This is a genomic window from Bacillus sp. AFS017336, from assembly GCF_002555445.1.
GTDB lineage: Bacteria > Bacillota > Bacilli > Bacillales > Bacillaceae_G > Gottfriedia.
The window spans coordinates 40,738-66,869 of the sequence record NZ_NUCO01000021.1 but is presented as its reverse complement, the minus strand read 5'-3'; the positions used below and the strand labels follow the sequence as shown (position 1 = coordinate 66,869).

Here is a 26,132-nt window from a genome sequence, read left to right as displayed (position 1 = left end):
TTAATCCACTTCCTGATTCTTCATATTTGGATTGTCTTCTGCTATGACCTCATTTAAAAATGCAATCACTTCATTTTTTATATCTTCTCTATTGATCGCAAAATCAATTGTAGCCATAATGAACCCAATTTTATTTCCAATATCATATCGTTTCCCTTCGAAATTAAATGCTAGGACGGGCTGATTTTTATTTAATTCATTAATCGCATCAGTTAATTGCAATTCACATCCTTGTCCAACAGATAGTGTTGATAAAATATCGAATATCTCTGGAGTAAGAATGTATCGTCCCATAATTGCATAGTTGGAAGGAGCATCTTCTAATTTTGGTTTTTCTACAAGACAATCAACTTGATATAAATTTGTATCATAAGTACTTTCTTTAGGTTTAATTACTCCATATTTACTCACTTCTTGATCAGGAACACCTTGAACAGCTATGACTGGTGCTTTATGTTTTTCGTATACATTAATAATTTGCTGTAGACAAGGTGTAGTGGACATAACGATGTCATCCCCTAGCAAAACAGCAAACGGTTCATTTCCTATAAAACTCTTAGCACATAATATTGCATCGCCTAATCCTTTTGGTTCCTTTTGACGCACATAAAAGATCTTCACCATATTGGATATTTTCTGCATCTCTTCCAATACTGTTAGCTTATTTTTTCGAGATAATGATTCTTCTAATTCATATGATTTATCAAAATGATCCTCAATCGCTCGCTTACCTCTACCACTAATAATAATGATTTCTTCAATTCCAGAAGCTACAGCTTCTTCAACAATATATTGAATAGTTGGTTTATCAACTATAGGTAACATTTCCTTTGGCAACGCTTTCGTTGCCGGCAAAAAACGAGTCCCGAGACCGGCAGCGGGAATAATAGCCTTGCGGATTTTCATTATACTTGCCTCCAAACTTTTGTTCATTCTACTTTATATGTAAATTAAGGAGGACTTGTCACCATATATACCTATTATGTTTAGAAAGATTATGCCTTAAAAACTAGATGTTTTTAAGCATACATCTTCATTTAGTAGGCCATCTAACAGAAGAAATTGCAATTAGTCTCTGAATTAGAATTATTTGTGCTAATATAATAATTTCTGAGGCAGTTTTGAAGTTAATAAGGCTGTTTTTAGCATAAATCAAATCACTTTCTCCATTAATTAAGCAAGTACACAACTTGATCCGCAAAGTTCACTAAATGGTCTCACGAAACGAATCCCTCATGAAAATAAAAAAACTGTCTCAAAAGTATTTAAACTTATGAGACAGCACTTTATATTTAGACTTTCCCCTCAAAACATGATCTAATAACGATTTCTGTTTCTATATACTTCAGTCACGCTAGTAATTCTTTTTAATTTATATGGTTCGGAATTAACTTTATTAGATGAATTGTTAGATGAGTTATTAGATAGATTGTTAGATCTATTTTCTATTCTGCTTCTATTTACATTATTTCCGACCATATCAGTTACTCTTCTAATACGTTTCAGTACTCTTGGATTAGTATTCGCTGTATACTCTTCAACTTTTACTATTTCTTTATGTCTAGGGATTGATTTTACTCGCTCTACTAGGACTTCTTCCATTACTTTTGTTTCAGACTGAGTTAGGGATTCTGATTCTTCTACTTTCGTTTCAACAGTTGGTTCTTCAACTTCAATGATTTCTGAAGCAGGGAGTGCTGTTACTTCAATGATTTCTGGAGCTGGAAGTGCTGTTACTCCACTAAATTCTTCAGCTGGTTGTGCTACTTCTTCAGTAACAATGTCATTAGGCACAATAAACTGTTTATTTTGTACTGCAGATTTAAATAATGTTTGAGGTTCATATTGTAATAATTGTTCCGGCGAAATTGTAGAAGCATATTCTGTTCTGCTCCATACTGATAGAATTTCATCCGCTACACGACTCCATACATATTTAGAAACTGCAAGCTCTCTACCTCTTATTCCCATATTCTTCATTAACGATTTATTTGATAATATCTCTGTTATTTTGGTAGCGAATTCATTTGGATCTACTGGGTTTTCTACGATTAAACCATTCTCTCCTGGAATAATTACTTCAGGGTTTCCTCCTCTTGCAGTTGTTACAATAGGAAGACCTGCTGCCATCGCTTCATAGTGTACCCTTGCAAGTGGCTCTTGCCATAAAGAAGTACATACAAATAAATCAGCTACTGCAAACCAGTTTTGTATTTCAAAAGGCGATACAAATCCTGTTGTAATAATCGGTACATCTTGTTTTTTTGATATCGCACGAATATAGGCAACATAGTCCGTTACATTGTTTTGACTAAACCAATTGCTTCCTACGATGACTAAAGCTAAGTCTTTGAAGGTTTTTGAAAGTGTTGGTAATGCTCTAATTAAACGGTCTACACCTTTGTTTTCTGAAAGTCTACCCGCAAATAAAATAACTGTTTTATTTTCTAAACCAAATTCTTTTCTAAGCGTATTTCTCGTACTTACTATTCTTGAATCATTTCCAGGTAAGAAACGATCAGAATCAACACCTGAGTATATTGTTCTAATTTTATTTGAACTTTGAGGATATAGTTCACGAATTACATTTCCAACATAATCACTGACAGTAACAATACTAGAAACTTCTTCTAAAACTAAATTCGCTTCATCAACAGCAATTTTCCCAATATTAAACATATCGTTGTGCATACTTAAAGTAATTTTTGCCTTTGGAGCTACTTTTCTAATAGGCAGAACAAGACGTGGTCTGTTAAAAATGTGGATTAAATCAAATTGCTTTCCTTCGATATATTGAACTACACCTTCACGATATAGCTCTAATACTTTACCAGGTACACGTACATAATCCACACCGCCAATCGTTTCTTCATCCGGTAATGACGGGTCATTAACTCCTAAAACTGTAATTTCATGAACTTTACTTAAATAAGGTAAACTACCTGCTATATAAGTCTGGATCGCACCACCTAATACTGGAGGTACTGGTAGGTTTTCTGTACAAACCATCAATATTCTCATCATTTTCCACTCCAGTCGTTGCGAATCTCATTTAATGTTGCCCATTTTGACTGTTCTAGGTCAACGATTGATTGAATTAATTGTTTAGTAGGTTCACCTAAAAATAATTCTGGTTCATAAAGAACTTCTTTAATATTTTTATAAAATTCATTTGGCATTGAAAAATCGATCATTAATACGTCATATAATTCTGGTGAGATTGGATTCGCTTCGTGATATGCGTTTATCATTTCTCTTACCCATGTAGCATCCCATCCAAATAAGTCGGACATTGTGCCAGATATAAGTTTCCTTAGATCTCGAATTGGCAAATCATATGCCACTCCATCTAAATCGATAACCCACATTCCATTTGGTCCCATTTGGCCATTTGACCAACCGTAATCTTGGTGAACTAATCCCCAGCTAGCGTTTCCTTCATTTACCATATTAAAATAATTTGAAGCATTTAAGTCTTCCATGCTTTTTCTTGCTTGCTCTTGAAATGTATCAACTACATTCAATAAATCCTGACTAGCAGGCATTTCTTCATAAGCTAAGGCAATTGTTCTGAACCAATTCATTTTGTTATATATTTTTTCATAACTTTTTGGCCATTTGTGTAGTCTTGATGCAACCTCTGCTTGAATCGGTGGAACATACCCTTTACTTAAACGATGAAACTCTCCAAGTGCGTGACAGAGTTGCTTAGCACCTTCTAAATCTTTTGAAACTGGAGCCAATTGTTCAATCCATTCTGCAACGAACCATAGCTTTCCTCCAGCTTCTACAAATTCCTCGCCGTCTCTAGTGCGAACAATTCCTGGAACTCTAGCTTGTTGAACTTCAACCAGATACTTCTGAGCTCCTAAACTAAACATACTTCTAGTAGGTCTTCTGTGTAAAAGTTTAAAGCTTTTTGGTCCTTCGTTCGTTTCAATTTTCCAAATTGCTCCACCTTTGTCGGCTTTCGTAGTAATGACTTGCATGCTGTTTACTTGAAGATTATAAAACTTAAGTACTTCAAGCCCAATTTTTTCAATATATTCAGGCACATAGAACTCATCGTGAATAAGCTCATCGACGATCCATGGCTCAATTATTATATTATTCAATTTCTCCCTCCTACTTTATAGAGCCCATAAAAAAATTCACATTTCTATTTGAAGGAAATGTAATTAAGAATTGCTTTTTTTTATGTTCTAACTGAGTTAAGACCTATTGTAATAATATGATTTAGTACAAGTATGGTGAGGGTATATGTGTAGTCTATTTAAAAGATTTTCTCTCAATCTAGTTATATACATATTTCTCAATGCATTCGAACTTTGTCGTTTCAACCTACATATGATATTTCAACTATTGTTAGGTAAGGAGGTTTTTATCATTAATAAAGCTGACACGAAAAGCATCCTGATTACTGGATGTGCTGGATTTATCGGATTCCATTTAAGTAAACGTCTTTTAGAAGAAGGTTTACAAATCGTAGGCATTGATAATATAAATGATTACTATGACAGGTGGCTAAAATTTGATAGATTAGATCTTTTAAAACAATATGAGAGCATTAATTTTGTAAATGGTTCGATCGATAATATGGATTTGTTAATGGAGCTCTTTGAACAAAATGATTTCGATCTAGTTATTAATCTAGCAGCACAAGCTGGCGTAAGATACAGCTTAGAAAACCCTGGGTCATATATCCAATCAAACCTCGTAGGTTTCGCCAATATATTAGAGTGTTGTAAAAATCATCAAATTAAACATCTCTTATACGCTTCATCAAGCTCTGTATATGGCAATAATAAAAAAACTCCCTCTTCTATTAATGATCGAGTTGACCATCCAATAAGCTTATATGCAGCTACAAAAAAATCGAATGAATTAATGGCACATTCTTATAGTCATACGTTTAATCTACCTACAACGGGATTACGCTTCTTTACTGTTTATGGTCCTTGGGGTAGACCGGATATGGCTCTATTTAAATTTGCCAATTCAATCATTAACGGAAATCCAATTGAAGTATACAATTATGGGAATATGAAACGAGATTTTACTTATATCGATGACGTAATTGAATCAATTGTAAGAATCATTAAAAATGGACCACCTACAGATTCTTCTTCTTACTATAAGCTTTACAACATTGGAAATCATAGCCCAGTAAACTTAAACTATTTTATTGAAACATTAGAAAAGCAACTTGGTACAAAAGCAAATATTCAATATATGCCGATGGTACCAGGAGAGGTACTTGAAACATATGCAGATATTGACCAGCTAGTTCACGATATTCAATATAGCCCATCTACTTCAATTGAAGAAGGTATCGCTAAATTCGTAGAATGGTTTAAGGAGTATAAAAAGATAAACTAAATAGTGTATATAATGAAAATAACCACAAGTATCGCCTTGTGGTTATTTCATATTTTCCGGGTGAAAACCCACCCGTTTGAGGTAATCTTTGGCGATTGCTATGATTCTGAATAAAATTTTCGAGCTATTTTTCATGAGGTTGATATCGAGTTTTTTGTGTGCGAAACGAGTAATTTTTGCGTGTGATCAACGGGGTTTTGTCTATATCAACGAAGTTTTGTAGTATATCAACGGAGTTTTGTGCTATATCAACGGAGTTCACAACTTTATCAATATTGTTCACTTAATGTTCGTTACATTTAAGTATAAAGAAGTCACCATAAATGCTTTATGAACCAAAACCAATGATTTATGAACAAAACTCTGGTTTTTATGAACAAATGGCTTTTCCAGCATTTAATATTTCAGTTCTGCGCTGCGCCACGTCCACATTCAATACAAAAAAAGAAACCTCAAAGTACTAGTACTTTGAGATTTCCAAATAAATCATTATTGAATTCCTAATGCACTCTTAACTGTTTCTAAAGTTTGAGATTTGTATTTCTTTTTAGGCGTTGGTGCAAATTTAATTGTTGGATTTTGCATTAAGTAATTTTTCTCAACAAAAGCCATATCTTTTGCATCTACTGTGCCATCAAAGTTAATATCTGCTGCACGTTTATTTGTTCCCCAATAAGTTTGTAAGTATAGAACATCCATAATGTCGATTACATCATCTTTATTTACGTCGCCTGCAATCGCTGGATTTAACTTATAGAAAAGATTTTGATTTGTAACTTTACCATCTTCATGGAAACCAATTGTAAAGTCTTTGTGTACTGTAAAGTGACCAGGAACATCCAGTATAAACTCGTAATGATCGTCAGTTAGTGGTAAATTGTGTATTTCTGTAACAACAGATGAATTATTTTTTCCGTTATATACTGTTCCATTTGAACTGATCGCCATTTCTTTTACGCCCATTTTTGCATAATCTAATGATTGTAATGCCGCACCAGCTGGATCTAAGAAAGCCTCAGCTCTTTTAACTACTCGGAATAAAGATTGGGTTGGGTCTCCATAAAAAATCGCAGGATTACCACTTGGAACTGCTTTTGTAGCGTTAGTTGTATCTGTAATAGTAACACTATACATATGAGCTGACCAAATAACTGGAGATGGAACATAATCTTTTCCTGTTTTAAACGTTAAATCAGCAAGATTTAAGTCACCAGATAATGGAGCAATTCCATCTTTTGTTGTAATTGTTACAGTTGCTTCGTACAAATCTCCACTCCAAACTTTATCATCAACTTTCACATCAACTTTATCTGCTACACTTGGATTTGGAGTTATATTCATCGATGCTACACTTGTATTATGATAGAATTTATAAACAGCTTGTTTTACACCATTTGCTTTATTTAATTTTAGCGTTGCAGAAGCTGTTTCACCATTCTTCAAAGTACGTTTTTCAGGTTGCATAAATCCGTAAGTTACATCATCGCGTGTAACAAAAATTTCTCTACCTTCTTTAAATGTTTTATTTGATGCTGCGTCCATTGCGTAGAATGCTGGTAACATAGCTCTTGTTGCGTTTGTTGGAATTGTAGCAGTGAACGTTCCATCAGGATTTACAGGTACTGCAATTGCTCTTCCACCTAATTGATCTTGATAGTAAACTTTTGTACTTCCTTGATTCACGTTCATTCCAAGTTTTTGCATTTCATCAGTTTCTTTATCATAAACCGACCCCGTAATTGTTACGCTAGTTTGGCCGTTTTTATATTCTAATACATCAGGGCTATTAACCGTCATTTTTGGTGCTGTATTGTCAAAATAGAAAGGTGCATCAATTGAGAATTGTTTTCCAGCATCATTCGTACCAACAATTTTCAGCTTATAATAGCCTTGTTTTGCTAAATCTGTATCATAAGCTATTGGCTGATCATCATCACCAGTGAATTTGTAGTAATATCCATTAAATATTTTGGATACACCGTAAGTAATATTTTCATCCATTCCTAAACCATCCATCGTACCTACGAATCCAATATCTTTACCTGTATTTCCATCTTCAAGAATAACATCTAGCGTGCGCATATGAGATTTAATACTCATAAGTGCATTCGTGTAGATCAGCTGACCAGAATAAGCTGAATCAAATACTTGAGTAAATGCTTGCGGACTCATTGCTAGAGATCCCATTCCTTCTTCCACTGTTTTAATACCAAATGGAACTTGGAATGTTTCCTCAGGATTATCATGGTTTGTATAAGTAACAAACCCTTCGTAAATTCCTAATTTTGCTGATTTCGGAACTGCAATTGCTACAGTTGATTTCTTTTTCGAATTTGCTCCAACTTTAATTGATTTATCAGTAACAATCATGACTCCATTGCTATCTGCATCTAATGAACCTCGACGGTCTTTTTGGAAGGTCACTTTTACATCATATGTTTTTGCTTGATTACTATTGTTATAGATGTTAAGTGAGCGTTGATCGCTAATATTTTGACCAGCAGGCGCGAATACGCCAAATGAAAGTGCACCTGTAAGATCTTTAACTGTTTTTAAATTACCTTTTTTATCTGAAAGACCTTTTGTTTCATCTACAACTTCAATTCTAGTTTTTGAATGAACTGCCTCATATGGATCTACTTGTCCTGCACCCGTTTCAAATACACTATAATCTCCATTTAAAGGATCGGCTGTGTTCATTAAAGTTTCTTTAATTTCTGCTGGTGTTAAATTTGGATTTGCCTGTAACAATAATGCTGCAACCCCAGCAACATTAGGTGTTGCCATTGAAGTACCAGATAAATTGTCATATGCATACTCATATTTACCAATTTGATCAGCCCCATGCATGTATGATGGAACTGTTGAGAATACAGCAACACCTGGTGCTGTTACTTCAGGTTTAATATCATATGTGATACGAGCAGGTCCTCGAGAACTGAATGATGCCAATTTACTACCTGCATCCACTACTTTACCCATTTCGTCAAACGAGAATGTTGGAGTCGTACCAAGTTTTGCAGTCATTGCTGGTGCTTGTTCAGCAGACATAGTAAATGTTGGAACTAAACCATATCCTCCACCTAAGTACGCTGGAATAAACCCTTCACCAGCAACGTTATTCATAATGATAACTGCAACAGCTCCATGGTTTTTAGCAAATTTAATTTTATCAACTAGTGCAACTGTTCCTCGATTTACTAATGCGATTTTTCCTTTTACATCAATTGATGCATAATCTGCATCGGAACCGTTATTTGGTACTTTAACAATCGGTAAATTCTTACCTTTTAAACTTTCAACATTGTCGCCAAAGCCATTTCCTAACAATTTTAAATCAGCTGATACATCTGCTGTACCATGTAAAGTTCCTTTAGATGTAGCAATCTCTGTTCTTGTATCGTTTGCACCAACAGTAATTGCTAATGCAGACGCTCCCGGTGCACCTAAAGTGTACATTTGATCCCCAGCATTCCCCGCAGCTACTACTGCTGTTACACCAGAAAGGACTGCATTATTTAATGCAAGACTTTCAATATTCAATGGATCATTTGAATTACTTCCTAATGATAAGTTGATAACATCCATTCCGTCAGCGACAGACTTGTCAATTCCACCTAAAACATTTTCAGTTGTACCTGAGCCAAATCGTCCTAATACACGATAAACATATAAATCAGCATCTGGTGCAACACCTGTTACTGCGTAATCCGTATTATTTTTACCACGACCAGCGATAATCCCTGATACATGTGTTCCATGCTCCGTGTAGAAGGTTGCGCCAGTGAGTAGATCTTTTTCTCCTAAACCTGACTTTTTCCAATCGTCATAAGTTGTTTCCATTGGGTCTGCATCATTGTCGACAAAGTCCCACCCTTTTACCGAATTTGGATTAATTGACTTTGGATCTACTCCTGGTTGTGCACGATAGCCTTTGTACGCATCCGTTAAATCTGGATGATTATAATCAATTCCTGTATCAATTACCCCTACTTTAATTCCTTTTCCAGTTATTCCTTCATCATGAAGTTTATTAACTCCTGGGAATACTTCATTAGCTATTTTCTTTGTATCCCCGCTACCTTCTGTGGAATCTGTAACAGTTGGCGGCTCAACTTTTATAACATTATTTGGCCAAACGGCTTTAACAGCTTTCGATTTTAACAATGACTTTATCTTATTTGCAGGAAGTTCGATCGAAACTCCATTTAAAGAGCTTGTATATGTACGTTTAATTTTATAAACGTTTTTATTCTCTTTTAAGTCATCTTTATAAATTGTTTGCAAATCATTTTTAAAAGTTTCTTGAGCAGTATCTGCTTTTTGCTCAGCTGCTGAAAGAGATAAACTATTTCCGTTTGCCGCTTCTTCAATTACTGCGACTTTCGCAGGTTTATCTTTTAATTCAACGATAACAGATAGATTTTTAGAACTATTTAAATCTACTGATGAAGGTAATTGTAAACCTTCTTGACTAGTAAGCTCCAATTGATTTAAAGCTTGGCGTTGCTCTGGAGTCAGTTTAGCTAGTACATCCTCAATTGAAGATTGTGCTGCAGCCTTTACTAGAGGCATATGGTGTTTAACTGGAAATGTGCTTAAAATAACACCGGTACTTAATGTTAAAATTGCTGTACTCTTGATTAAACGATTCATCTTACTTCTCTCTCCCCCAATTTAATTATGCTGTCTTACAAATTGATTATAGTGAGAGTTTATGTAATTTTACTATTTTAAAAATTCTGTCAAATTTAAATATTTTTTGTCATCTTTATGTGTTTAATCGCAAATAAAAAGCCCAAGTTTATGGGCTTTCGAGTCAAAGTACAAAAATTTGATTTTCAGACTAAATGCATGAACTTGTCTTGCGTAAAGCAAAGCTTGAAGAGGAGTGGTGTTACTCTTAATGAGAACCACTTTAGTAAGCAAATTAATAAAAAAAGCTAGCGTCGACCTGGCTGTCTAAGCAAATTATCGGCTCATGGCATAAAGATTACTCGCCTGACTATTCTTATCGTCACTTAACATATGAATATAGTCCTCATTTAATTGATCCGTTAAATGTTCTCTATAATGCCAAATTGATAATAAGCATAATTTAAATTTTTCGATGATTCCTGCATTCTTCACCTTTCTTGCAACATTGATTAATTCATTTAGCCCTTCAATATATTGCTTGTTTTCACATTTTAATAATGATTGTGCATAGCAAAAGTCTAAATACAATTGTTGTTTATGCAAATTAGAACTGTTTGCCAAATCAATAATCTCTTTTTCATGGAGAGTGATTACGATTGAAGCGTCTTCTAATCTTCCTAATTTTAAATAGGATTCTATAATTCTCGGAATACCTACATATAGATCATCTCTATTTTTAAGCCAGTCATAGTATTCATCGACATAATGTAACTCGCCGAAATCTAGTAAGGTTACATATCGATTACCTATTGCAGCCTCCGCAAAAAAATCATTGATCTTGCTATATTTACTAATTATTTTTAGCACTACTTCGATCGAATTACTTAACCTATTTAAAGCGAAACCCTGATATACTAACGCATATCCAAAGTGCTTTTCATTCCTTGCCATTTTTTCTAATCTCTTTGCATAATGAAGAACCTTGTCCCATTGCTTTAACATATAGTAAGTAGCCGTGATCCATAAAATTGTTAGTTCTTGAAAATCATCTGGCATATAACTTACGTATTCGAGAACATGGACAAGAGTAGCTGGTCCTTCTTCTGTTAATCGATTTAAATAGTACTTTCTAAAATAGCTAATTGCAACTTCCTCTGCTGTTTGATCGGGCATATGGTGAATAATGATTTCATATAAAGGCAACGCCTCTTTTTCTTTTCCTTCAGCAAATAACTTTTCAGCTATCTCAAATAAATTCTGCAAATTCTTCGTGCGAATGGTTTTAGATTTTTCCTCTAACATTTCTGATACGATAAAATTTAATTCTTGATTAAATCCATTTATTGCACATTTATAAATGAATGCTACACTTCTTCGTTTGTCCAAATATCGATTCTGATTAAAACATAATTGTGTATAGCCTGAGTAAAAATGACCTTCTGCCAAACCGAACGCTTCTGTAATTGCATCTAAATAATGTAAAGAAAGTGGCTTTTTATTATTAAATACTCTACTAATATCACTAATATGGATTCCAGAATATTTGGCTAAATCAGCTTTATTCCAATTTTTGTCACTCATTATTGTAAGAAAATCATATAGAAGTATCTGATTCATAGGCTTTCCTCTCCATAAAAGGTAATAATCTTTATAATCCATCGTCCCCGCCATTTTGTCTAGTTAAAAAAAGGACAAGTAGGTACTATCGCACGTGATCTATTAGGTTAATTATACTATTTTGTCGTATTTTTAAAATAGGAAATATTCAACTATTTTATTAAAGTTAATTAATTTTCCAAGCCATGATTAAGGCGGGACTTGAAAAACTGAAGAAAAAGATTTATGTCTCCGAATTCTTTTCCTCTAATGGGAAATAATACCTTTATATTTTATAAAACTTTGTTAGGGATGATTTAATGCTCAAAAAAATTATTTCATTAATTCCTGAATATCCGATTTTTATCCAGGCGTTTATTACTTTTATAGTTCCTGTAGGCTTATGGAAGTTTTTTAAATGGGTTCATCATATGGAGGAAGAGTGATTTAGATGAAGCAGCTGAGATCCAATATGAATCAGGAAAATCATGTATCTCAAAATAATAATGAGAATTTGTCATGTGATCTCCAAGAAAATTTAAGTTGGATTTTTAATGAAATCGGACATAATTCTGATGTAAAGTTTAGAGAATTTCTATTAGGCGATACAAATATTCAACTAGCAATTATTTTTATTGATGGCTTATCGAATGCAGATTTAATTCAAAAGCATATTTTAGGCGAACTAATGTCGGGACTCACTGCCGTTGTCACTGATCAAAAAAATAATGGGCAATCTCTGAACATAAATGAAATTAATAGTTGTATTAAAGAGCGATCTCTCACCGTTTGTACGATTGAAGGTGTTAGTACTTTTAAAAAATTAAAATCAGATATTTTATTTGGTTCAATAGCCTTGTTAATAGATGGCATTTCTGAATGCTTTTTAATAGGGGAAGCACTAACAAAATCAAGAGATATAAAGGAACCTGATTCAGAAGCACTTGTTCGTGGTCCAAGGCTTGGCTTTGTTGAAAATTTAGCAGATAACACTGCCATGTTAAGACGTTCTGGAAAAAATCCAGATTTAACAATGATCGGATTCGAGATTGGTGAAGTTTCAAAAAAAGAATTAGTTATAGCTTATATTTCAAGTATTGCGGATTCAAAACTAATTGAAGAAGTAAAAAAAAGAATAAAAAGAATTGAAATTGATAGCGCTCCAGATTCCGGCTATATTGAACAATTGATAGAAGATAATTACTTAAGTCCTTTCCCTCAGATTCAAAGTACCGAGCGCCCTGATCGAGTTATGAGTGCTTTAATGGAAGGTCGAGTTGCTATTATATTAGATGGATCCCCATTCGCACTAATTGCTCCTGTTACTTTTCAGATGTTACTACAATCGCCTGAGGATTATTATGAGAGATGGTTCGCTGCTACTCTAGTACGATTATTACGATATTTTTCATGTTTTATTGCTTTATTTGCTCCATCTTTATACATTGCATTTATTTCATTTCATCAAGGCTTAATCCCAACAAAGCTAGTATTCCATATAGCAGCAACTAGAGGTGGGGTTCCATTTCCTCCATTAATCGAAGCACTAATAATGGAAATTTCTATCGAAGTATTAAGGGAAGCCGGACTTCGTTTACCAAAACCGATTGGGCAATCTTTAGGAATTGTTGGCGGTTTAATTATTGGCCAGGCTGCAGTTGAAGCAGGTATTGTAAGTACGATCATGGTTATTGTTGTTGCAGTAACAGCAATTTCCTCCTTTACACTTCCGCAATACAATGTAGGAATTGCACTACGTATGCTTCGTTTTATTTCCATGATTTTTGCAAGTATATTTGGATTATATGGAGTCGTATTATTTTTCCTATTACTATGTAGTCATTTAGTTAAACTTAAAAGCTTTGGAGTCCCTTATCTAAGTCCGGCTGCTCCAATAAGATTTAGCGACTGGAAAGATTTCATCGTAAGAGCTCCATCATTTATGATGAAAAATAGACCAAAAAGCTTGCAGTCAAAAAGAACAAGAAGAATGAAATAGTATAAGAAAGGAGGAGTAAAAAGTTATGAATTCAGAGCCTATTGATCGTATATCAACGAATCAAGTTGTAATGCTTATGGTTAATTTTATTTTTGGTGCAGGTATTTTAATCTTACCAAGAACGATTACGGATAAAGTAAAAACGCCTGATGGTTGGATTTCTGTCGTCATATCCGGATTATTAATTTTACTCTTAGTGTTCTTGCTAGTTATGCTATGTAAACAATATCCGAACGAAACATATTATCAATTTACTCAAAAAATAATTGGTAAATATTTAGGAATTCCATTAGGTATTATTATAATCATTTATTATACTTGTCTTTCAGCTTTAGAGGTTCGGCTCATGTCAGAAACGACTAGATTATTCTTACTACAAGGCACTCCTTCTTGGGCTATATTAATTCCATTCTTGTGGATTGGCTTATATATAGTTCTTGGCGGAATCAACCCAATTGCCAGAATATTAGAACTTATTTTTCCAATCACTGTATTTTTCTTTTTATTAGTTATTTTTTTAGGAATCGAAATCATAGACATAGACAACTTACGTCCTGTCCTTGGTAATGGTTTCAAGCCTGTCCTTAATGGACTTAAAACAACTTCTCTCTCATTTTCCGGATTTGAAGTGGTTTTATTTATCTACATGTTTATGAAGGATAAAAAGAAAATATCAAAAGCAATTATCTATGGAATAGGTATACCATTTGTATTTTATTCGATTACAGTTGTTGCTGTAGTCGGTGCTTTCTCAGTTGATGGTGTTTTACTGCAAACTTGGCCCGTACTTACTTATATTCGCAGTTACGATATACAAGGTCTTATTGTAGAAAGATTTGATTCATTACTTCTAGTAATCTGGATCATGCAAATTTTTGCCACTTATATTATTGCATTCTATATTGGCTCACTTGGTATGGCTCAAATTTTCAATAAAAAAAATATTAAACCTTTTATGTTTGGTACGTTACCATTTATTTACATTATCGCAATGATTCCAAAGGATATAAATCAAACTTTAAAAATGGCCGATGCAATCGGAAATACTGCATTTTATTTATATGGAATTATCCCTCTTCTCCTACTAGTGATTTCATTTGTGAGGAAAAAATTTAATGAAAATATGTAAGGTAAAACGAATATTTATAAGCTCAATTATTAATATAATTCTCTTAATTTTATTATCGGGTTGCTGGAGTAGTAAACCTATTGAGGATTTAAACATTATTGTAGGTTCTGCTATAGATAAAGATGACAACGGAAAATTAAGATCGACTCTACAATATGTTGTTCCTGAGGCAATGACCACAAAGTCAGGTGGAGTTAACCCAACAAAACCTTATATAAATGTGGTCGGAGAAGGTATTTCATTAGAACCCTCTGGATGGGAAACAACTCTAAGTAGAGATGGGTACATTTTTGGAGCGCATCAAAAATGTGTTGTCATTAGTGAAGACCTTGCTAGAGAAATAAACCTACGTGAACTTACTGACCTTTATTTTCGAGATATTGATATTCGTGGGAGTACTCTAATTTTTATAGCAAAAGGCAAAGCCAAAGAAACACTGGAAACGAATGAAGCAAATAAGATTCCTGCATTACGAATCGTTGAAATTGCTAACGAATCAGCAACTTCGGAAATTGTCAGTAAAACACCGTTAATTAAAATTGGTGGATTAATGAACTCTGGTTCTAGTTTCCTTCTACAATTATTAGAAACAACTGATGAAGGTGCTAAGTTTTCAGGAGGGGCAATTTTTAATGGTAAGAAAAATAAAATGATTGGCACTCTTAGTACACAAGAAGTAGAAGGAATTAATTGGATCACTGCACAAGGTAAAGGTGGTGCGGTAAAGGCATTCACCAAAAAATCTGATGGACCAACTTGGTTTCAAATTGAATCCATGAAAAGTAAAGTGACTCCTCATATAAAAGGTGACAAAATCTCTTTTGACGTAAAAATTGAATCAGAAGGTAGAGTTGCTGAATATTGGAATCCTAAATTAAGGTCTGTATTTAAAGAGAAAAATGTAAAAAGAATTGAAAGAGCAACCGAAAAGGAAGTAACAAACATTGTAGACAATGTAACAAACAAGCTACAAAATGAATATAAAACCGATGTTGCTGGATTTGGTAACGAAGTAAGAATTCATTACCCGAAAAAATGGAATAAAATGAGTAAAAATTGGGATGAACTATTTAGTAAAGCTAAAATAAATTACGATGTAAATATTACAATAAGAGATTATGGAATGATCGGAAAGAAAAAAGAAAAATAGATATACTCCGCTAAATTAAAATCTACCCTATCGAGTAGACACTAAAAAGTGAGCTCTATAGGGTACTTTTGTTTATATTAGAAAAATGTGGTTATTATTCAAGGAAACTTTCGTAAAGTGAATTAAATTTAGAGGAAATAACCGTTCGTCTAGTGAGAAAGGAGATAAACAAAAATTAGCTTATATAACCCCTTGTAAAAATTGAGTTTAATATTTTCATAGATTTAATTCGTAGTCCTAGACGCTAATTAAAAAATTAAGTTTTTTCCGTTTAATCATTAAGTACTTCTTTTGATTGTGTAAAGAATGTATATATTACTCTCTCTTTACTTAATTCTAGTGCAACGATCTTTTTAACTGAATTAGCTTCAACTCGATCTGTTTCTTTATTTTCATAATACGCCAAAAATGTTTCATAAAATAAATGAGGAAACATTAATTCGGCTTTAAGCAACTTAAACAGCATACATGTTAAAGGGTTGATCTCTTGATATGATTTGATTATTTTCTTCATTAAACTTAAATTCCAAGCTTTTTCGCTTTTCATTGCCATATATAAAATTCTTCTAATATCATGTATCGGTAATTCGATTTTTACTTTACTCATATTCAAGAAATATAAATTCCCATCTTCTCCAATTGAAAAATTTTTATTTTCTATATTTTGACAACTCAATGATTTCATACTTGCTGTCGCTTCTGCTTCTTTCGCATGATAGTATTTATCTATTAATGTGATAGATTTCTCACATTGTATTAATATTATATTAATATTTTTTAAAAACAGCTTATCGATTTCAGTTGGATTTTTAGCTTTAGTGCGTTCTTCTTTCCATTTCGTTAATGTTAAATATTTATTTTGTAGCTCTTTTTGCCAATCTGATTGAACTAACGGTAATTGTTCATTTGTTATTTCAATTTCTCTTGATGCTTTATGAAATGTAGCAATCCCACTTATCATCATTATGAGATCGTCTTCATTCTCTATATTTGGAAGCCTGCCATTTACTGCTTCAAACACCATATAATGTTCGTCATTCATTTTTACAAAACCGTCACCTAATTTTGTTGTTAAAATTTCTGGTGTATATACTCCATTATCTCTTAGTAATTCTATTGCATAAATCATAAAATCAATATATTCTTTCTCAATTTCAACTTTCTTCAATAACACTTCACCGAAATTAGTATCAAAAGGACACTCAGCTTTTAGATTATCAATGCACTCTAATGATCTTTGATTAAATTCTAATGGGTAATTTGAAATTACTTTTTTTACGATATCACTAAAAAAAGCGTCCAAAATGATACCTCCCAAATAATACTTATCCACTTTTTAATCTATGAATATGTACAAGTTTAGAGACGGCTAATCTACTAAGAGTTTCGGATATATAAGTTTATTTTTATAAATTCTGATGCAATTACAAAGTTCAACTTTTTCATTTTCAGCCCCAAAAAAATTTCAGTCATTCATTCTCTATATTTTACTTTCACTTAACCTGTTTAAATACTACATTCTTTTAGAAATTGTTTTAATCAGAATCAATTTTTGGTTAGATTTTTATAATAAAAAGCCTCTTAAAAAAAGAGGCAAAACTTATTCTCCTTTCATTGTGAGTAATCAATCTTCATTTTCCGTATACTACTCATCAAAGGAGGGTTATTATGAAAGAAATCTTTATTTTTATTTTGTTATCATCTTTAAGTTTTTTGGTGATCTACATGTTTACCTTATTACAAGGATTTGATTTACATTATTTAATGTTAGCATTTTCATATAACAAAGTTGGAATCTTAAAACTCGATAAAGTATTAATATGTTATTTTCTAATATATTTTGGTGTTACGCTGTTTGTTAAACTACGACAACGATAATTTTTTTTGAATTTTTAATGTAATGAATAAAATAATCGGCAAAATAATTTGGAAAGGAATATGTAAATATTTTGGAACTAAATCGAGTCCAATATGTACATGCTGGGCATAAGAAACAGTAGTTAGGACACTTAGGAATAATATGATTATTCCTATTAAAAATGTAATTAACCAGTTTTCTTTTAGTTGAAATAATAACATCGTTCCTTCTACTGCTCCAAAAAATAGGATTGAGATTTTGATAAAACCTAAAATAACGAATACTACTACAGCTAATGATTCTAATCTTGTAAAGAAGTCCCCAATATTTATTAAAGAAACACTTGATAATACTGGATAAGTTGAAGCTTTAAAAATAATTTCTCCTAAATTTGCCACATGTACAATTGCAGAAATAGTTAGTAATATGCCTGCATAAATCATACCTAGTGAGCCAATTTTTTTTGCTTTATTTGGCCGTTCAAAATGATGCATTAATAATAAAAATATAACCGATTCTCCAAAAGGAAAAGTTACAGTTGTTGGAAAGACGCTCCTTAAAACTGGCTTCCAGCCGTGATCAAGAACTGGTTTTAAATGAGATAACGTAAAAAACTGAGTTAATATTTGTGTAAGTAATAATATAAATACGAAAAAGCCACATAAAAGAAAACAAATCCAAACTGTTCTTGCAAAACTTGTAAAGCCCTTCATTACTGTGTAAATCATAAGAAACATCATTAAAATCGATATTGTAAATAAACTCGTTCTATCCAACGCAATTATTAGAATTAGCTCCGCAAAATCTCTCAACACCCTTGAAGCAATATATATACAATATACAATATATAATAAACCGATTAATCCACCTAAATATTTTCCCCATGCTTTTTGTAAACAATTAATCAAAGAAATTGAGGGATTATTCGTATAGATTGCCATATACAGTCTAAATAGAATTAGCCCAATTAATAAACTAATTAATATCGCAACCCAGGAATCTCTCCCTGCATCTTTTGCAGGATCTATCGCAACAGCACTTCCTATTAAATAGATAGATAATAAACTAAAGAATTGTTCTGAATTAAACTTCATATTTAACATAAACACACCTTATTCCCTTTTTAAGTTAACTGGGTCGCCTAATAGGCCAGTTCGCTTGATAATAAATGTAATTTTTACGTTAACTTTGGCTTTTGAAAATTCCTCAGGCCAATTTTTTTCAATTTCTTTCCATTTTTTAGGATTACTCGTATGAACGATGTCACCAAATCCAAAAACATCACTCTTATACTTTTGAGCATGCTGAATACTTTCAACAATCTGCTTTTTGACAACTTTTGAAGCTTCTTTTTCTAATTTAATTAAGTCTCTTACATTTTCTAGTTTTATATTGCAGCCAGTTTCATCGACTAAACTCAATAATATATTTTTAATCTTAATAACAGGTACTTCTCCATTAACATCTACTTCCGTTTTAATATTTTGTTCTGAAAAACGAAGTGAAGTAAATTTTTGATCCCCACATGGTACTGAAAAATTTGATTGTTCGATTTTATCTTGAACCATCAAAATCGCTCTAGCATCCCGCCCATCAAGCCACCCTGCGAGTTTATTATCCCGAAATACTGCGACATCATCTATAAAAGTTTGTGCCGGAGTCATCTTTTGAATGTTCGTTAAATTATTTTTTTCCTTAGTACTATCTATAATTTTCACACCACTAATTGCAATCTCTTTGCCTTCGTAAGATAGGTTTTCTGCTAATTGAAATACATTTGGATTTACCCCTTCAGCAAGTGAAAAATTTACATTTTCTAGCTTTGATACCATCGCAACCGCTGAAACTTTTTTTATAGGTGTCAACGTATTTAGAACATACTCTGCAGTTGAATCTTTGGCTACTAGTACGGACATATATGCTGAAACACGTGGTTCTCTAATAATACTATCCACAATTTCTTCAATCCCGTGTCTAGCTGCTTTTTCACCAATTACTGTAATTGCAACATGAGTGAAATCTTTTTTTCTTGTAATTTTTTTAGCTGCATCTCTAATTGCTGCAGAAATTGTATCGCCAGTGCTTGTAAAAACAAAAACAGGTGAGGCGTTTCCACCTCCAGACCCTCCTGTTGATAAGTCAGTTGGACTAATGATTTGCAATGTAACTTTATAATTTGATTCTTCTGACCAGTCAACTCCTAGCCCTAATATAAATGAAATTTCGTTCAACTCTGTGTAATTACTACATCCTGAACTAAATAATAATAACGGAATAATTAATACAATCTTACGAATTCGATTCATTTTCTTCACCAATTTTATTTTTATGTTTTTTTCGTATTCGAGATGAATCCGGCACTAAATCCTCATTTGCAGTCTTTAATAATCTCTTAGGAATATGGATCAATGTATCTTCATTATCTCTAATTGATAATGGAGAAATTGGCATTAAATATGGCACTCCAAATGAATCAATCGTATTTAAATGAACTAACCAAAATAAAAACATTAATGCTATACCATATAACCCAGCAACTCCAGCACTTATTATAAATAAATATCTTACTAATCTAGCTGAAGCAGCGATACTATAATTTGGAATTGTAAAACTAGAAATTCCAGTGATCGAAACAACGATAATCATTGCGGTAGAAACGATACCTGCTTGTACAACCGCTTGACCAATTACTAGTGCACCTACGATTGCAACTGTTGAAGCAAGCACTCTTGGACTACGTATACTTGCCTCTCTTATAATCTCAAATGCAAATTCTAATAATAATAGCTCTACAATTGCTGGAAAGGGAACACTTTCCCTTTGAGCAGCAAGACTAACCATTAAAGGTGTCGGAATCATAGAAGGATGATGAGTAATTAAAGCAAGGAAACAAGCCGAAAATAGTAAAGAAATAAAAAAGGCTACTAACCGTAATAAACGTAAAGATGTACCAACAATATAACGCTGATTATAATCATCTGGTGACTGAAAAAACATTGGTAATGTCGCTGGTATAATAAGCCCTATTGGACTACCATCCACAAAAAGCCCAATTCTCCCTTCTAGTATGTTTGCTGCAATAACATCAGGTCTTTCAGTATCCAGAACTGTTGGAAATGGGCTATATGGTTTTGTTTCAATAAGCGATTCAATATTAATTGTTTCTAAAACGCCATTAATCTTAATATTTTCAACTTTTTCTTTGATTGATTTCAATAATTCTTCATCAACCTTGTCATCTAAATAGGAAATGACGACATTTGTATTTGTAATATCGCCCACCTTCAACATTTCCATTTTAAATTGAGTATTTCTAATTCGATAACGTAGTAGCGACATATTCGTTGCGATCGACTCAGTAAAACTATCCTTTGGACCACGTATAATCGTTTGCCCAGTAGACTCTGAAACCGAACGAAATTGCCCACCCTTCGTATCAATTAGTAATACTTTTTGCTGATGATCAAGAAAGATCGCAGTGTCACCATTTAACAGTGACATCATGATGTTATTCCATTCAGTTTCCGTTTTAACTTGTGGAACATCAAACGTATTATCTTTTAGTTCATTGAAAAAGTTAAGATCGCTTAATTGATCAACGTTTGTGTTTTTCCATTTATGAAGAATTGGATCAACGACAAATTGACTAATCGTGTCACCATTTGAGATACCTTGCAAATGGATTAGTGCCATTTTTCTTTTTTTGTTTTCTCCAACCTCAAACTCTCTAGTAATTAAATCCGCACAATATTGCAGTTCACTATTTATATTTTGTAAATTTTTTTGTAATTCGGATGATAAAACAACTTGAGCTTTAACTTTGTCTGATTGTCTACTTCTCTTTGGATAACCCAATCGCATACCAATCACCTATCAGTTTATTTATTACTATTTAAAATTTGTTAAATGTAGAAAAATTATGCTATTTATTACCATTTTTAATTCAAATGTTTCATTTAAATTGAAAACTCTCTTATTTCCTTCAAAATTTAGGAAACGTTTAAAAACAACAAAATTCATTTTTTTATTATGTTTTCTGATGTTTTTGAACATTTTTTTTAAAAAATTAGAGAGATTTTAATACATGAGTGGAAAAACGTTGATTTTATAAGGGATAAATAACCCAATTGACTGTCAATTAAATATTTCTAATAATCAGAATATAAGGTTAATTCCTTAAGATAAATTTGAAGGGGTGTATTGTATTTGAAGAGTAATTTAGTCATGCCACTCAAAGTTGTTTCTACTAGTTTTATAGCAGCTAGTTTGCTATTTTCTAGTCACACTTTTGCTTCGGTTGATTCTACTTCACAGAGTGGCATATCAAACGTTGAGCAATACTTGAAAAATTTAACAAAAGAGGATCGCAATCGAGTCCATAAAAATGTTGAAACAACGGACCAAGATAAATATTTATCACCTAAGCTCGATACGACTAGTAATAAACCTGTGAGCATCATCGTTCAATTTGCACAGGACCCGGCTAAAACGGATGTAAAGAAAAACGAAGAAAATGGCATAGCAGTTTCCCTAGACGATGCTAAAAACAAAGTAGAAAAATCTCATCAAAATTTTAAAAATAAAATCGGACAAGCAAAAAAAGCCATTCCAACCATTCAAATTCGTAAAGAGTACCGTCAAGCATTTAACGGTGTTGCGATGACTGTACCCGCTAATGAAGTACATACTATTCTCGCGATGGATGAAGTAAAAGCAATATTTGAAGATAAAATTATCCAAATAGATCCATCTCCATCCGAGACACAATCAAGTGAATCAATTAGTCATTCCCCTGCAGAAGATAGTACTGAAAATATTGGTGCAACAAAGCTTCATGAAGAAGGTATTACTGGTAAAGGTGTGAAGGTTGCTGTAATAGATACAGGAATTGATTATAACCATCCTGATTTAAAAGATGTTTATAAAGGCGGATATGATTTCGTAAATAACGATTCTGATCCAATGGAGACAACTTACGATGACTGGAAAAAATCTGGAGAACCTGAAACTAATGCGTTAGCTGGATCCACATACTATACTTCCCATGGAACCCATGTATCTGGAACGATTGCAGGTCAAGGTAAAAATAACACAGATTATGCAGTTACTGGAGTTGCACCTGGAGTTGACCTTTATGCATACAAAGTGCTTGGACCATATGGATCAGGAACTTCAAGTAACATCATCGCTGGCATCGATAAAGCAGTAGCAGACGGAATGGATGTTATTAATCTATCATTAGGTTCAAATTATAATGATCCACTTGATCCGAATGCAATCGCAATAAATAATGCTGTTTTAGCTGGAACGACTGCTGTTATTGCGGCTGGTAACTCTGGTAGTGATTTGTATTCACTTGGTTCACCTGGTACTTCTCCACTAGCTTTAACAGTTGGTGCAAGTGATTTTTCTATGACAATCCCTACAGCTACTGGTACTGTTAGTTCAAATGATAATCTATCACTCTCGAATTTAAGACTTCTAGCAAAAAGCTTTGATGACGACTTAAATACATTAAAAAATCAGTCTCTACCAATCGTATTTGTTGGGTTAGGAAATAGTGAAAGTGATTATAACGGCAAGGATGTAAATGGAAAAATCGCATTGATCGAACGTGGAATACTTTCTTTAAATGAAAAAGTAATGCTTGCTAAGAAACATGGTGCAAAAGCAGTTTTAATGTACAATAATAACCCAGAAGAAGGCCAAATTCCTCATTATCTTGGAAACGGCTTTGACTTTATCCCTTCATTTACGCTTACAAATGAACAAGGATTAAAAGTTGTCGATCAAGTAAAGCAAGGGAATGCGACATTTACTTTAAACTCTCTAAGTGAAATAAAAACTGGTGGAGATACATTAGCTGACTTTAGTTCGCGTGGTCCGTCAACTAGATTTTATGATATTAAGCCAGAAGTTACTGCACCAGGAGTTGCTGTATTCTCAAGTGTACCAGCTTATCAAAATGGACCAAATCATCTAACTGATTATACAAATGCATACATGAGTGCATCTGGAACATCAATGGCTACACCTCATGTTGCTGGAGCAGTAGCGCTTCTTCTTCAAAAACATCCAGAATACAAACCAGAAGATGTCAAAGCTGCTTTAATGAATACAGCAGATAAGCTACAAAAAGATTACAGTGTATTCGAAGTAGGTGCAGGAAGAATTGATGTTTACGAAGCAGTACATGCTAACTTGCATATTAAAGTGCTAGATAAAACAATCAGTACAAAAGATGGTAATGATATAACAATACCAGACGTTACAGGAGCTTTAAGCTTCGGTCCACAAGTTACTGAGGACAAAGAAAAAACAGACTCTCGAGTAGTTTCTATTTCGAATAATAGTAACAAAAAGAAAACATATAAAGTTCAAGTTAAGTTTAATCAAAATGTAAAAGGTGCTAAAGATGCTTTAGCTAATAATGTTACTTTAGATGTACCTGATTCAATTACACTTAATGCAAACAAAACAATAAAAATTAAACCAACGATTCACATCCCTGCTACTGCTGAATTTGGTAATTACGAAGGTTATATTTATATTACAGACAGTAGTAATCCTGATGAAGTTTATCAATTACCATTTGGCTTCAAGCACTTACAAGAAGGCATTAATCATATCAATGCATATGAAGACGCATTCACAACACGACGAGACTTAAATCATAGTTTCCCATCCGGAACAGGTATTGAATTTTCACTTAATAGTTCGATGGAAACGGTAGATCTTGTATTAAAAGATGCGAAAACTGGGAAAGAACTCGGACTAGTTGATGCATACGAAGGACTTTTCACAGAGGATACTCCTTTTGAAACTGAGTACGGATTTAATGGACTTTATAGTGCATTTACAGGTCATAAAGATCATCCAATTTCCTATTCAAAAAAACTTGCACCTCCAGGAAAATATGAATTGGAACTAATCGCAACTAACAGAGAAGGTAAAACATTTAAAAAGTCTGATATCTTTTATATTGAAAATACGAACCCTATCGTAAAAATGCAACAACCAGGTGGAGTATATGAAGTGACTGAAGACGGTATGACTGTAAAGGGTAACATCTTTGATCAACAAGTAGATATCATGAATCAAAACGGATTTAATTGGGATCAGTCTTCTAACATGGTTAACTTAATTAATAAAACAAAATACTCATCAACACCTTTAGCAATTGAAAAAAATGGTGACTTTGAATTTAATACTGGTCTAATAGACGGTAAAGATGTCACAAAAATCACTCTAGATGCCTATGACTATGCCGGGAATGGTATGCAAGATCATCCTAATTTCTCATACACACTTGTAAAAAAAGGACTTCCATATGCAAAACTAGTAGCAAGCAAAAATGATGTAAAATACGGCGAAAATGTAACGCTATCACTTAGTGCACATAATATTAAAGATTTAACAGGAGGAGAATTTACTTTATCATTCCCTTCAACAACTTATGACATCGCAAATGTATCATTAAATAAGGATTTTACTAATTATGCTAAGTCACATGGTCTAAATGCTGACCTAAAAATAATTAACCAAACTACAAGTAATATCACACTTAATACACAATTAACTGGTGATTCAATCCAGCCAATTCAAACCGCTATGCCATTAATTGATATTACGTTTAAAGTGAAGGAAAAACCAAGCACATATATTAAATGGATTCAAAACATTGACATTACAAAATCAACAGCATTTTCTTTAAATCAAGCACCTACGACAATTCAAGGCTTTGGTCAAGGTATCAATATTGTACCAACTTACTCTCAGCTTGAAGGCGGTATTCTTGCAGATGGATTTTTAGATGATTGGGGTATTTGGTTAGACTACAAAAAGGACTTTTCTAAAGCTGGTATGAGTTTAAAATTAGTTTCAAAAAGTGGCAAGACATACACAGGAGAATTTAACAGCAGTGCACGCTACTTTGTTAAAAATCTTCCAGCATCAAATGAAGATTATGATTTAACAGTCAAAATTCCAGGACATTTCGACCGACATGTAACCATTAATGATTTATATGACATTACGAATGGCGATACTGTTGGACGCTTATCTTATATTTTGTACGCACCAGTAATGGGTGGAGATGTTAATAACGACGATGTAATCGATGTATTAGATGCGGATTATATTAAAACATATTGGGGTACTAACAAGCGCGCAGCTGATATCAATTTCGATGGAATCGTTGATGCAAAGGATATGAGCTTTGTTCAAAAGAATTATTTAACGCCAAACCCTGATCTTCAAGACGCTCCAAAAGGCAAAAAGAAAGTTAAAGGTGAAACTTTAGAGGATATTTTGAAGGATTTAGCTATTCAATAAACGATTCAAAAGATTAATAGAAAACGTCGGATCACTAGACCCGACGTTT

General features: G+C 33.1%; 14 protein-coding genes. 5 read left to right on the top strand and 9 right to left on the bottom strand.

Annotated features, from left to right (window positions below; all coding sequences use genetic code 11):
- The 3 genes from galU to CN601_RS12085 all read right to left on the bottom strand — a co-directional run bounded on the left by galU (window position 1) and on the right by CN601_RS12085 (window position 4,115).
- A complete protein-coding gene (gene galU, locus CN601_RS12095; RefSeq protein ID WP_098120594.1) occupies window positions 1-906 on the bottom strand; it encodes a UTP--glucose-1-phosphate uridylyltransferase GalU in 906 nt (301 codons plus the stop codon).
- 411 nt (window positions 907-1,317) lie between these two features.
- A complete protein-coding gene (locus tag CN601_RS12090) occupies window positions 1,318-3,021 on the bottom strand; it encodes a glycosyltransferase family 4 protein (RefSeq protein WP_098171195.1) in 1,704 nt (567 codons plus the stop codon).
- A complete protein-coding gene (locus CN601_RS12085) occupies window positions 3,021-4,115 on the bottom strand; it encodes a CotS family spore coat protein (RefSeq protein ID WP_098171194.1) in 1,095 nt (364 codons plus the stop codon). The genes CN601_RS12090 and CN601_RS12085 overlap by 1 nt, the downstream gene beginning before the upstream one ends.
- A 247-nt stretch (window positions 4,116-4,362) precedes the next feature.
- Here CN601_RS12085 and CN601_RS12080 point away from each other — a divergent pair, with 247 nt between their 5' ends.
- A complete protein-coding gene (locus CN601_RS12080) occupies window positions 4,363-5,379 on the top strand; it encodes an NAD-dependent epimerase (protein ID WP_257131696.1) in 1,017 nt (338 codons plus the stop codon).
- 489 nt (window positions 5,380-5,868) lie between these two features.
- Here CN601_RS12080 and CN601_RS12075 read toward each other — a convergent pair whose 3' ends face one another.
- A complete protein-coding gene (locus CN601_RS12075; protein WP_098171193.1) occupies window positions 5,869-10,035 on the bottom strand; it encodes a S8 family serine peptidase in 4,167 nt (1,388 codons plus the stop codon).
- Window positions 10,036-10,350: 315 nt separating this feature from the next.
- On the bottom strand, window positions 10,351-11,634 hold the full coding sequence (locus tag CN601_RS12070; RefSeq protein WP_098171192.1) for a helix-turn-helix domain-containing protein: 1,284 nt from the start codon (window positions 11,632-11,634) through the stop codon (window positions 10,351-10,353).
- Window positions 11,635-12,064: 430 nt separating this feature from the next.
- On the opposite strand from CN601_RS12070, the gene CN601_RS12060 reads away from it, so the two are divergent.
- Genes CN601_RS12060 through CN601_RS12050 form a run of 3 tightly spaced genes read left to right on the top strand, consistent with a single transcriptional unit; the run spans window position 12,065 to window position 15,891 of the window.
- Complete coding sequence (locus tag CN601_RS12060) at window positions 12,065-13,612, top strand: spore germination protein (RefSeq protein WP_098120601.1); 1,548 nt, start codon at window positions 12,065-12,067, stop codon at window positions 13,610-13,612.
- Window positions 13,613-13,637: 25 nt separating this feature from the next.
- Window positions 13,638-14,741, top strand: coding sequence for a GerAB/ArcD/ProY family transporter (locus CN601_RS12055; RefSeq protein WP_098120602.1), 1,104 nt, complete (start codon window positions 13,638-13,640; stop codon window positions 14,739-14,741).
- Complete coding sequence (locus CN601_RS12050) at window positions 14,728-15,891, top strand: Ger(x)C family spore germination protein (protein WP_098171190.1); 1,164 nt, start codon at window positions 14,728-14,730, stop codon at window positions 15,889-15,891. The genes CN601_RS12055 and CN601_RS12050 overlap by 14 nt, the downstream gene beginning before the upstream one ends.
- 271 nt (window positions 15,892-16,162) lie before the next feature.
- On the opposite strand, the gene CN601_RS12045 is transcribed toward CN601_RS12050, so the two are convergent.
- The 4 genes from CN601_RS12045 to CN601_RS12025 form a co-directional block, all read right to left on the bottom strand.
- The gene (locus CN601_RS12045) at window positions 16,163-17,194 is read right to left on the bottom strand and encodes a CotS family spore coat protein (protein ID WP_098171189.1); all 1,032 of its coding nucleotides are present in this window, start codon (window positions 17,192-17,194) and stop codon (window positions 16,163-16,165) included.
- A 560-nt stretch (window positions 17,195-17,754) separates the two neighbouring features.
- Window positions 17,755-18,852, bottom strand: coding sequence for a GerAB/ArcD/ProY family transporter (locus tag CN601_RS12035; RefSeq protein ID WP_098171187.1), 1,098 nt, complete (start codon window positions 18,850-18,852; stop codon window positions 17,755-17,757).
- A 9-nt stretch (window positions 18,853-18,861) separates the two neighbouring features.
- Window positions 18,862-20,055, bottom strand: a complete 1,194-nt coding sequence (locus CN601_RS12030; protein ID WP_098171186.1) for a Ger(x)C family spore germination protein — start codon at window positions 20,053-20,055, stop codon at window positions 18,862-18,864.
- Window positions 20,039-21,610, bottom strand: a complete 1,572-nt coding sequence (locus tag CN601_RS12025) for a spore germination protein (RefSeq protein ID WP_098171185.1) — start codon at window positions 21,608-21,610, stop codon at window positions 20,039-20,041. Before CN601_RS12025 ends, CN601_RS12030 begins: the two co-directional genes overlap by 17 nt.
- A 345-nt stretch (window positions 21,611-21,955) precedes the next feature.
- Here CN601_RS12025 and CN601_RS12020 point away from each other — a divergent pair, with 345 nt between their 5' ends.
- A complete protein-coding gene (locus tag CN601_RS12020) occupies window positions 21,956-26,083 on the top strand; it encodes a S8 family serine peptidase (protein WP_098171184.1) in 4,128 nt (1,375 codons plus the stop codon).
- The last annotated feature ends 49 nt before the right edge of the window (window positions 26,084-26,132 follow it).